The organism is Paenibacillus sp. FSL R7-0210 (genome assembly GCF_038009085.1).
GTDB classification, from domain to species: domain Bacteria; phylum Bacillota; class Bacilli; order Paenibacillales; family Paenibacillaceae; genus Paenibacillus_AQ; species Paenibacillus_AQ silagei.
On record NZ_JBBPAR010000001.1, the window covers coordinates 4,702,897 to 4,715,871 of the forward strand.

The 12,975-nt window shown below is 48.4% G+C and carries 2 protein-coding genes; both read right to left on the reverse strand.

Annotated elements, in window-relative coordinates; all coding sequences use genetic code 11:
- Positions 1-12: 12 nt before the first annotated feature.
- Positions 13-5,106, reverse strand: a complete 5,094-nt coding sequence (locus MKY64_RS19955; protein WP_340955281.1) for an SDR family NAD(P)-dependent oxidoreductase — start codon at positions 5,104-5,106, stop codon at positions 13-15.
- Positions 5,107-12,972 (reverse strand): amino acid adenylation domain-containing protein, encoded by a 7,866-nt coding sequence (locus MKY64_RS19960; RefSeq protein WP_340955283.1) that lies wholly within the window; start codon positions 12,970-12,972, stop codon positions 5,107-5,109.
- Between the last annotated feature and the right edge of the window lie 3 nt (positions 12,973-12,975).

Consider the following 12,975-nt stretch of genomic DNA (forward strand, 5'->3'; position numbering starts at 1 on the left):
CTCATTCCCCCCTTACCAATCAAATTCAACGCTTTCCAAATCAACCTTGCGCGATATCTTCGAAGGATCATCCAGATTGATCCGGGCCAGCTGAATATCCCCGTTGCCTGCAACTGCTTCCAATATTGTTGTATACTGGCGCAACAGCTCCTCTGCCGTTTCCTTTTGATACAATTTGGTGTTGTAATCCATATTGCAGCTCAATACCCCATCGTAGTCCTGAATATTTAACGTAAGGTCATATTTGGAATTCGAATTCTCATACCTGTACGGATTGGCCTGCAGACGCCCGAAGGAAGCTTGGGGTATCGGAATATTTTGCATGGCAAACACAACATCGAATATAGGATTGCGGCTGACGTGACGCGGTGCATTCCATAAGGATACCATCTCATCATAGTACAACTCCTTATGCTCAAAGGATTGCAGCACTTCACTCCTAAATCTGGCAAAAAAGCCGTTAAAGGTATCCTCAGGGACCGGACGGGTCCTTACCGGCACAACATTGACCAGGTTTCCGACCAAGCCTTCCAGGGCTGGCTGATCCCTTAAAGCTATGGGTGTACCGACGATGACATCCTCATAACCGGAGACCCGCATGAGAAGAATGTGAAAAGCCGCAAACAAACTCATGAACAAGGTGCCTCCTGATTGATGTGCTAACCGGAATAAACCACGATTTACGTCCCCGCTGACGTCCAAAGTGACTGTGTCTCCAGCAAATTCTCTGATTGGTCCCCGCGGGAAATCGGTCTGAAGCTCAAAAGAAATTGCCGGCCGGTTCAATTTCGCATCCCAGTATTCCAGATCAGCCGCCATCTCATTGTGCTCACATTGCTTGCCGCGCACATAAGCATAGTCCTTAAAATGAATTCTCACCGGTTCGAGCCTCTCTCCGTTGTACAAACTTGAGAGCTCCTTAGTGAGAATGCTAAGCGACACTGCGTCAGATACAATATGATGGATATCAAAACATAAGATAAATTGCTCTGTACCTGCTGCCAATACCTCTAATCGTGCCAGCGGAGCGCTTAGAAGATGGAATGGGCGGATAAAAGCCTTTAAATAATGTCTGATCTCCTCCTCCGTCTCCACTTGTTTGACAGTTACGATTCCCGGTACATCCGATTGGACGGTTTGAACAACCTCGCCGTCGGCAATCCGGAAGGCAGTCCGCAACGCTTCATGTCTCCGAATCAGAGCTCCAAAGGCCTTTTCCAGTCTGTTCAAATCAAAGTTACCGGTAATTCTGACTACATTAGTCATATTGTAAGAACAACCGGCGTTTCCCAGCTCTTCGATAATGAAAATCCCCCGTTGAATTGGAGTAACGGGATAATAATTCTGCTCAGGTGCCAGGAGAATGTCTCGGCTAATATCCCTCGCCGTGTTCTGTGAAGAATCTTCAACCATGGTCTGCTCCGCAATAAACCCGGTGAAAGCATGAAGGTCTGGGAACCGCAGCAGATCCGTTACCTTAAGTGCCGTCTGGAAGACTTGATTAATTTGCACTATTACTTTCATGGCAATGATGGAGTCCCCGCCAAGCTCAAAGAAGTTGCTCTCCAGATCAAGCTTCTCCATGCCAAGGACGCCGCCGATGATTTGTCCAAGGCTTTCCGAATGTCCATGCGGTGGTACCTTTTCCCCCTTGTACCTTACCTCGACCACACGTTGATACGAAGAAGCCTGTTCAAGCCCGCCTTTGATTCTTTCAATAATGGAATCGGACAGACGGAAGGAAAACTCCTTATAGTAAGGAAGAAGCTCGCCCTGGTAGTTTAATCCTCCAATAATGGACTCCTGCACGTCATGGTTTAAAATGTCGTGAAACGCTTCACGTACCCTCTCTGAAGAAATGACCTGGAACAACTGCTTCTGCGGATTAAACCGCTCCCCCATCAACTGCACTGTGAACTCCCACGGTGCCCAGCTCATGGCAATCGTTCGCTTACCACCAGTATTTCGGTAATGAACGAAGGAATCCAAGAAGGAATTGGAACAAGTATAACCTGAAAGTCCCACACCGCCGATCAGGGTGACCGGTGAGGTGAACAGCACCATAAAATCCAGCTTATCCTGCTGTGTTAAGCGATCCAAGAGCCATGTTCCCTGAACCTTTGGGGCTAATGTGCGAAGGAAGTCTTCTTCTTCCTGCTCTTGAATACTCACCCCTCTGGCACCCGTTCCTATTCCTGCACTATGGATAACTCCGTGAATGCTGCCGTAAGTCTCACGAACCTCATCCAGAACAGAAATCATGTCCTCCGGGCAGGAAACATCCGCCTGGTAACACCGGACCTGAGATCCTCGTCCCTCAACTTGTTGAAGCGACTTCACTTTATCGCTTAAGGCATTGGCAGGATCGGCCGCTATTGCTGCCCACTCTTTCTTATCCGGGAAGCAGGAGCGGTTAATCAGAATCAAGGTTACCTGATTTTGAACCGACAAATAATGGGCAACCTGAAGCCCTAGCCCTCCCGTTCCCCCTGTAATGACATAAACACCTTTGGGCCGGATACCGGTCGGTTTCAGCTCCATATCCAGAGGCTGGAAGGTCTCCAGCCGTTCCACATATCTGATCCCTTTCCGGTAAGCCACGTTCGAATCCATTGCCGCTGACGCAATCTCATTGGCGATGACTTCGGCTTCCGTCTCGGAATCTATATCGATGCATTTGCATTGGGTATTGAAATTTTCGTACTTCATTACTTTCGCCAGCGCGAACATCGGCGCGAAGACCGGGTTGATTACGGGATCACTGCGGTGTATAGCGTTGACGCGCTCCGCTATCAAATAAAGGTCCAAGTCTGCAAAGGTTTCTTCTGCCAGAGCCAGATGGAGGTTTCTAAAACTGTACACTCCCCGCTGAAGACCTGCAGTCAAATCATTTTCGCTGTCCATCCCCCCCTGCTCGGAAAGGCTGGCTAAGTGCACAATCGCGGTCAAATTCATGTCCTTCATTTGCGCAAGCAGAGCCGAGAAGTCCGCTGCCGTATTCCGAATTAGATACTCCATCGCACTGATCTTGGAATATTCACGGCCGAGTTGTGCCGTTACAACATATCTTTGTCCACGGAGCTCCTTCATTATCGCATCGGAGAGACAACCATCCCCCACAATGACCAGAACAGCACCTTCCCATGTTCGCCCGGGTGGAACAGCCTTCTCTGCCTCCACCCAATTGAGTTGATAATACTGTTCTTCCCCTCTGTCTTCCGTCTCCTTGGCAACCCAGCACCTCTTTTCATCAAAGACGTAAGGAGGTAATGGGACTCTGCGAAATACCGTATTCTTGTACATCGCGCTCCAGTTCACTTCATGTCCTTGAACATACGATATTGCAAGCCGGCCCAGCCGCTTCGGATCATGGCCTTCCGCCAATACATCTTCATAAGCTTCCAAGAGAGCTCCTGCAGCATCGGCAGCCGCTTTATTGACTGAGCCATAATAAATTTGCAGCTCCGGGCAGTTTTTCTTCCCGGATTGGAACAGCATTAATTTATTCTGAAGATCCAATTGGTCGTTCGTAATGATCGCCAGCCGGTATTGATAATGCCCCCTTCCAATATTTGAAGTGTAGCAAACCTCTGCCAGACTACAAGGATCATTGAAGTATTTAATGTAGCTTTGCACAAGCTGATATAATGAGCGTTCTGTTTTGGCCGACAGTGTAAAAAGAGAATCCCCGGTTGCTGCTGCACCAGGCCACTTCCTTGTGTACTCCTCCAAGACCATGTGACAGTTGGTTCCGCCGAGACTGAAAGAACTTACACCGCACCGAACCGGTTCCTCGCTCTCCTCCAGGTCCCGCAGCACATCATTCACATAAACCGGAGATTTGTGAAACCCGATATTCCGGTTGGGATAACGAAAATGCAGGGATGAAGGCAATTGACGATTTTTCAGAGAAAAAACAGCTTTCATGAACCCGATCATTCCCGCCGCATTGTCCAAGTGGCCGTAATTGGATTTGACCGATCCAATCGAACAGAATTGCTGCTTCTCCGTGAATTGGCGGAAGGCCTTCGTGATTCCCTCCACTTCAATCGGATCCCCCAGCTTAGTCCCTGTGCCGTGAGCCTCTATAAAGGACAAGCTTTCAGGGTTAATTCCGGCGGCCTTCCATGCACGAACGATTACTTCTTCCTGGGCAAGCGGATTCGGTGCGGTAACCCCCATGGAATCGCCGTCATTATTAACCGCACTGCCCTTAATGACAGCATAGATATGGTCGCCGTCCTTCTCCGCCTGGACTAGGGGCTTAAGCAGCACCGCACCAACCCCTTCGCCACCTGCTGTTCCATCGGATGACTGGTCAAAGGTCTTCGTAAGCTGATCCGCGGATTCAATTCCCAGCTTCTCTGGCGGCTCAACGGGGAGCATATTCAGTTTGATGCCTCCTGCGATCGCCATACTGCATTCTCCTTGCATCAGAGCCATGCACGCCATATGAATCGCAACAAGAGAAGAGGAGCATGCGGTATCCACCAATATAGAGGGTCCATGTAAGTCAAGCAAGTAGGCTATTCTGCCTGCCAGCAATGACTTCAGATTACCCGGTATGGACATCGCAGTATATTCAGGACACAGCTCGGCAATAAGCCGGCTGTATTCACTGTCGCTGCCGAAGCCGGCGTATATACCGGTTCTTGTCCCCTTTAAGCTGTGCCCTCCATATCCTGCGTCCTCGATCGCTTCCCAGACAGTCTGTAAAAAAAGTCTTTGATTGGGGTCCATCAGACTCGCTTCTCTGGGAGAGAGATTGAAAAAATTATAGTCGAAGCGGTCAATGCGCTCCAAATACGACCCACGGGAATATTGGATCGCAGCGGGCTGTCCAGACATAGAGCCCAGAATGTCGTCGAGATCTTGTCTGCGGCTTAACGGAAGTGACTTCACACAATTTTTCCCACTGACAAGATTATTCCAGAATTCAGTCTGATTGTCGGCATCGGGAACCCTGAGCGCCAAGCCGATCACGGCAATATCCTGGAAGTTTCTGATTTGCTGTTCTTTCATCATGGATAACAGCTGTGAAGCAACTGTACGGTTGATAGTGCCTCTTTTTGTCTCCTCAAGAATGAACCGGTAGACGGACTCCAATTAATCTCCCCCAATACCCTTTAAATCCTGGAGCATTTGCTCCACATCAAAATCGTCACTGTCAATACTGTCCAGCATCTGGTCAATCTCATTCTGTATAACCGTTTGGTTCAGGACTGTCTTTAACGTGCCGCCCTCCCCCTTCTTGCCGATATAATCGGCCAATGCAGAAATGGTGGTGTAGTTGAATAAGTCAACCAGCTTAACCTGTTGCGGAAACACCTTCTCCAGACGGTTATGCAATCTGACAAGTGAAATAGAGTCGCCTCCCACATTGAAGAAGCTTTCCCGGGGATCAATCCGGTCAAGCTGAAGAATCTCTTGCCAGATCAGTGTAATCTCCGCTGTCAGCCCGTCGTCGGCAGGCCCGCTCTGATTCTCAAGCCTCAGGGGCTCTTCCAGTGCAAATAGTACATCCGCAGCAATTTTGCCGTTAGCATTCAACGGTAACTCATCCACATAGGTGAAGCTTGCCGGAATCATATACTGAGGCAGTACGCCGGCCAAAGCGGTCTGGAGCTCTTCACGGCTCATCCGGTTATCACCAATCAAATAAGCCCTTAATTGATGGACCTCATCCTTGCCTTGCTGCACCAGCACAACCGCCTCATGAATTCCTTCAATCCCGCCGAGTTTTGCCTCTACTTCACCTAATTCGATCCGGTAGCCGCGGACTTTAACCTGCTTGTCTTTTCTCCCGCCATACTCGATTTGGCCTCTTGCATTGAACCGGCCCAAATCCCCGGATTTGTACATCCTTCCGTTTGGAATGAACGGGTCGGGTACGAAGTATTCATCCGATTTCTCCCGGTCATTTATATATCCTTTTGCAACCCCGTCACCGGCAATATAAATCTCACCCATGACCCCCACGCCACAGGGAACCCGGTGCTGGTTCAAAATGTAGATCCGTACATTATCCGCAGGTTTCCCGATCGGCACAGAGCGCCCTGTATCCTCCGTTTCGTCATACCGGTGGATCATGCATCCGACTACGGTTTCCGTTGGACCATATTCATTGTAAATCTCGATCCGGTGCTGAAATTTATTAACAATACTGCGGGCCAGAGAAGTCTTCAAATCCTCCCCTCCAACTATAAACCGTCTAACAGATGTATTGCCGATATCAACATCCGTTAACAGCATCAGGTGAGACGGAGTCAATTTCACAACCGTTGCCCTATTATCCTTCATTACTTTGTACAAAAGAAATTCATTTCCATCATTTCTGTATACCTCAATTGTGCCGCCGCAAATAAGCGGAGTAAAGATCGACGTAAGTGTCAAGTCAAAGGCTAGGGATGAATACAAAGGGAACACCGCATCCCCCTCATTGGCATACATTTTTTGGGCCCACCAAATATAATTTAGCAGTCCCTGATGCTCCACCATGACCCCCTTCGGCCTTCCTGTTGAACCCGAGGTATAAATAACATAAGCAAGCTGATCCGCAGCAATTCGGGCAAACACCGGTGTAGCCTCCGTCTCCGGTTCCCCTATCAATCGCAGGTCTATGATCTTGCCTTCAAATGCTGTGTCTTCCTTCATGTCCGTATTGGTCAGGAGCAGGCATACTTGCGAATCAGCCAGCATGTAGTCCACTCGCTCCGCAGGGTATTCGGGATCAATTGGCAAGAAAGCCCCTCCCGCCTTCATAACGGCAAGCAGCCCGATAATGGTTTCCGCCGAATGCTCTGTCATCATGCCGACAATCGCTCCCCGCTTAACTCCCTCTGTCACCAGCCGGGAAGCCAAATGAGTCACACGCCGTTGCAATTCCGAATAGGTAACCGTAAGCTTATCCTCCGAAACGGCTGCTTTGAAAGGTTCTCTCTCCGCTTGCTGCTCAAACAATTCCACAATGTTGGAGTGACTGGGATAAGGAGCGCCGGTAGCATTGAATCTGTTCATGTAGATCTCCCTGTCATCCAAAGTGAGAAGCTCCATCTCTTCTAGCTTTACGGATCTAACCACGACTGTGTCTATCATTTTCTCGTAGAAGCGGGATAATCGTTCAATCGTTGACGGACTATATAGATCACTGTTGTACTCAAACCTGATTTCCGTCATCCCCTCCACTTCCCGGCAGCTCAGGTATAAATCAATCAGACTTGTATCATCACTAACCTGGGCATGCTCGTAAAATTGAAACATCGTCGAGTAAATTGGGGATGTTGTCAAATCCCTTTCAGGGTTAACCTTTTTCACCATCAAATCAAAGGGATATCTGCCGTTTTTGAATGCCAGCACTGATTTTTCTCTGACAACATTCAGCACATCCTGGAAGGTCTCAAGATTACGGAATTGGGCCCGAATGCATAACGTGTTGATAAACAGACCTATCAGATTCTCCACCTCTTCAGAATCCCTGCCTGCGATTGGGAAACCTACGATGATATCCTCATCGCCCGTTACCGAATGCAGAAGAAGGAAGTACACACTCAGGAAGAAGACATGCTGAGATGTCCCCCATTCCCTGAGTTTACTTTTAACCGACTGGGTCAGCTTTTCATCAAGGCGGAACGTATGGGAGCCTCCATTAAAGGTCTGTATGCTGGGACGGCTGTAGTCGGCAGGTAAATTTAATGCTGGCAGCGGCTTAACTAATTCACCTAACCAGTAGGATTCCATCGAACGGGCCTGCTCGCTTTCAAACCAGCTTTTCTGCCTCATCATCCAGTCTACATACCGCATGGCCGGCATGCTCAAATCAGGTACTGTATCTTGTGCCAGCGCCTTATACATGGTCATTAATTCTTCAAAGAATATTTTTGAACTCCAGCCGTCTGTAATTAAATGATGCAAATTAACATAAAAGCACCAATCCTGGCGGTTCAGCCGGAACAAAATGAACCTGTGCAAGGGCTTGCGCAAGTCAAACGGCATTCTTTTATCGGCATTGATCATTGCAAGCAAAGTTTCTTCCTTATCTGCGTCATCTGCCAGGTCGATAACCTTGATGTCAGCATGGCAGTGATCGACTATTTGCTGGCGCGGAGAACCATCAGCATCCTCTACGAATATGGTTCTCAAGGTTTCATGGCGGGCCAAGAGCCTGTCAACCGCATTGCAGACAAGCTCCGTATTCACCTCCATTTCAAGCCGGAATGATGACGGAAGATTGTAGGCAGTCAAGCCCGGATGAAGCTTCTGCAGGAACCACATCCGCTCTTGTGCATGGGACAGCTCATAATCAATATTGACTAGGGCGGTTTCCGGTTCGCCGGCAAGAGAAGCCTGGTTCAGTTTGTCTTTGACATGACCCTCCAGTTCCCCTATGGTTGTGTAAATGAACAAATCCCCCATGTCTATATCAATGCCGTATTCCTTGTTTAAAACATTTGAAATTTTTATGGCTTGAATGGAGTCCCCACCAAGCTCATAAAAATCATCAAATACATTAATGGTCTTCAAACCCAATACTTCTCCCCATATTTGGCCAATCCTCGTTTCAAGCGGGCTATAGACCCCATTGGCTCTTCCTTTCAGTTCCAGTTTCTCCAGTGGTCGCGCCTGCTCTTGGAAATCGGCCTGCAGACTTCTGTAGTTAACAAGCCGGCTTTCAATATTTTCGCAAAACCGATATGGGATTCTGTCCAAGCTTCCTAATAGTGGATAATTAAGTTCACCGACCATGACTTGATGCTCATTCAAGCTTAAAATATCTTTATACGCCGCTACTCCTTCCTGTGGATCGATCGGATGAATGATTGCCTGATCGTGTTCCAAGGCGCTTCCGGCAGCCATGCCAACAAATTTCCATGTAGTCCATTTTACACTTATTGCAGGAACTTTCTTACAGTTCCTAAGATAGTCGGCAAATGAATCTAAATAAGTATTCGCCGCTGTATAATCGCTCTGGCCTGCTCCGCCGGCCAGACTCGCGACAGAGGAGAACATCATAAAATAATCAAGCTCATCGTCCTTCGTCAACTGATGAAGGATCCATGTCCCGTTAACCTTGGGTTGTAGAACCGCCCGCAGCTTATTCCTATCCTTTCGGCCTATTACACCCTCTCCCGGAACTCCGGCAGCATGTATGACGGCGTTAATGCGGTGGAACTCTTGGCGGACCCTTCCAACGATTTCACGCATCGATTCATAATGGGAAACATCCCCGGCATAGAAAACGATTCGTGCGCCTAGACTCTCGATTTCCCGCAGCTTCCTGATTATGCTCATCAGTTTGCTATCGATGCCTGCGGCGAGAATCCCAGCCCACTCCTCCTTGGATGGAATGGCAGTACGGCTCACAAAAGCCAGCGAGACCGGGCCGCTTCTCGCCATTTCCAAAGCAACCTCTAAGCCAATCCCACCGGTTCCGCCTGTAATCAGGTAGACTCCGTCTTTTTTCACTTTTATCGAAGAAGAGTGCTCCATGACTTCGATTTCCGCTATTTCCTCCTCATACGCTAAGTCATTCCTCATAGCGGTAAGGTAGGATGACGGTGTGCGTCCGATTTCTGTAACTAATGAAGGAACTGATGTCTCATCATCCAGATCGATGCACTTGACTGTCAGATTGGCGTACTCTTTCTGAATCACTTTTCCGAATCCTGCCATTGTTGCATTTATGGGAATTACCGTCCGCTCATTTCCGGTTACGGAAAATGCATATTTCGTAATAACGGTCACATGAATTGGCTGAGCATGTAGATGCTGAGCAATGGCTTTAGCACAGAAGAAGAGACTGTCAATCCCGTCTGCTTGGGCGTCCTCCAGCTCATCCAAGGTGTCCGGCTCCTGTCCGGTATTCAGAGAGAACAGATACAAGATACTGTTTATCTGGTTTCGCTTCAGGTCTTGGAACAGCCGCTGAAAGTCGTCCTCGCTTGAACTAATCGTATAATGCTCCTCATCCGTCTTCTGATAGACCGGGCCCCTTTCCACATGAATCACCGGGAAGCCATGGCCTGTAAACTGTGTAATCAATTCTTCCGATATGCCCTGCCTGTCTTTCATAATTACCGTTACACCTAACCTGGGCGCTGATTCCCTGGGAGCCTCCTCCTTCTTCTTCCAGCTGATCCGGTGTAACTTTTGTTGTTCCCGTTCTTGAATGAACCCGCTTTCATGATTTTGTAGCCGGCGCATTCCATAATCCGTTACTTCTAATATGACATTCCCATCCGTATCAAGAAAGGTAATGTCAAACAAGGCCATGCGGGAAGGAGAACCCTCCTTTCGTCTGATATAGCTCAAAAAACGGGAAGGGATCGGTGCATATGCAACCAATTTTTTATAGCTATAAGGAACATACAGGCCCTCGTCGATTAATTTCCCTGCAAAGTTTATACCAATATCCATCAAGGAAGGATGCAGATGAAACTGCCCCAATTCCCGAAGAACATCCCCGGCAGCTTGCACCTCCAGCAGCAGGCTATCCTTCGTCTGCTGTAGCATCAGTTCATTGCCATGCCAATGCTTGCCGAATACGAAAGGTCCCCCCATAGAGCTTATATTAATCGGCTGCTGCTCTTCTCTGAAGGCTTGCTTTAATATCCCTACCGCTTTCTTGTCCGGGGGAATTTCCGCTCCCCGCCGGAAAGCGCCCTTAGCATGAACTGTCCGCACACCACCGTCATCAACAGACTCAATTGCGAACGTCAGAGCATCCTGCGGACCAGAATGAATAGCGGCCACTAGCTTTTTCTTGCCTGGAGCGTCAACAAAATACGGGCTCAAAAAGGTAACATCCCTCAGCTCAAAGGATTCCCCCTTCCACCTCTCGTTCACAGCCTCCAGCGCCATTTCCAAATAACCAGTGCCCGGCAGCATACTTCGCTCATGCCATTTATGCTCATTCAATACCCAACTTGCCTTGGTCTCCATGTCCAGACGAAAGATTGTTTCAGATTCACTACTCTTTATTCTCTCTTTAATGAACGGCGCCTTATTGAACCTCTGCTCAGCTCTCTGCCCGATACCTTCCGGGGCGACCCAATAGCGCTCTTTTTTTAAAGGATACGCCGGTAAGGGAAACTTAGTACATTGCTGCGAGTAGAGCCTGTCCCAATTCACGTCCGCCCCCTGTATGTATAATTGGCAAAGAGAGGTCAACAGAGAAGAGTCCACACCACCTGCTAACGCGGCCCGGTCCAGTATCTCGGACGATAACCGATTTAGTCTGTCCAGTTCCCGGACGGTAATGCCCCCCTCCTCCGCTAAGTGTCGATTGTTCTTTGTCACATGATGTGTCCCGGTAAAAATCCCCCGGCCCTCTTTCGTTAGCCCGTGAATATATACATGTATCAGTTTTTTCCGCAAATCAATCCAATCGGTGTAGAGAATTGCCAGCCTGTTTGAAAAATGCGGCCTTCCTACTGAAGCACTATACGAAATATTGTCCAAAGGCAAGGAATCTGTGCCAATGATGAATTTAACGAACCGCTCGACATACTGAACCAAGGAATTATTGTCCCTTGCTGACAGGGTCAGAACCCTCGCTTTGACGTCGTTCTCTGCAGCAGCCTCCCGGGGGGCTTCCTGCAGAACAACGTGGCAATTCGTTCCACTGAAACCAAAAGAGCTGACACCCGCCAAAAGAGGCTTGTCCGGCTGTTTCCATTCTTTAAGCCGACTGTTCACATATAGAGGCGATTGGCAGAAATCAATGAAAGGATTGGGCGACTCAAAATTAACAGTAGGCGGTATCTGCTTATTTTCCAAAGATAAGATCAATTTAATTAATGAAGACATTCCGGAAGCTCCCACCAAATGGCCAATATTCGGCTTTACAGACCCGATGCCGCAAAATTGGCTTTTGGAGGTGTACCTTCTGAACGCATTGGAAAGCGCCCTCACTTCAATAGGATCGCCTAATTTCGTTCCGGTTCCGTGGGTCTCAATATAGGTAATATCCTCCGGATTGATACCCGCCCTCTGCCATGCAGTAACAATGACATCTTCCTGCGCCTCGGCATTTGGGGCCGAAATCCCATTGGAGGTGCCATCATTGTTGATGGCGCTGCTTTTAATTACAGCCCTTATATGATCCCTGTCCTTTAGCGCCTGTTTCAAAGGTTTCAGCATGACAATGCCTATCCCTTCTCCCCACACGGTGCCGTTCGCATTTTTATCGAAGGTGCGCACCAAGCTTTCCGCCGATTCTATCATACTGTCTCCACTTACAGGAAACAGAGAAAGATTTATTCCTCCGGCCAAAGCCATCTCACAGTCCTTATTCTTCAGTGCCTGACAGGCCATGTGAAGCGCCACCAGACCAGAAGAGCATGCTGTATCGACGACGATGCTTGGACCCTTTAAATTCAAGTAATATGAAATCCGGCTTGCCATAATGCCGGCAGTCGATCCGGTTATCGCTAAAAAATCCGAATCATGCACCAACCGCTTGTATATCGTATCGCTCGAATGATCCCGTCCAGCAAAGACACCAACCTTTTTCCCATGAATCTGCTTTCCGGCGGAGCCTGCGTTCTCAAGTGTTTCCCATGCCACTTCTAGGAAAACCCGCTGGTGGGGATCCATTAATAATGCTTCTCTCGGTGAGATCCGGAAGAATGCTGGATCAAACTGATCAATATGCTCCAAATATCCCCCTCTGCCGTAAAAATCCTCTGGAGAATCCCCCTCGGGGATAAAGCAATCTGTATCCTTTTTGCGCGTAAAGGGAAAGTCCCGTATCATCGATTTGCCATTTTTGAGATTCGACCAGTATTCCTGTTCATTATCCGCCTCAGGGAATCTACAGCTCAATCCGATAATGGCAATGTCTTCGTCTTGGTGTTCATGCTGGGCTTCATCCTGTTCATTGATTGTTGTAAGAAGCGTCAAAGCGGTGTCTTCATTTAACCCGCCTTTTTGCAACTGGTCCAGAATATATTTATTCAGCATTTCGATTTCCACAGC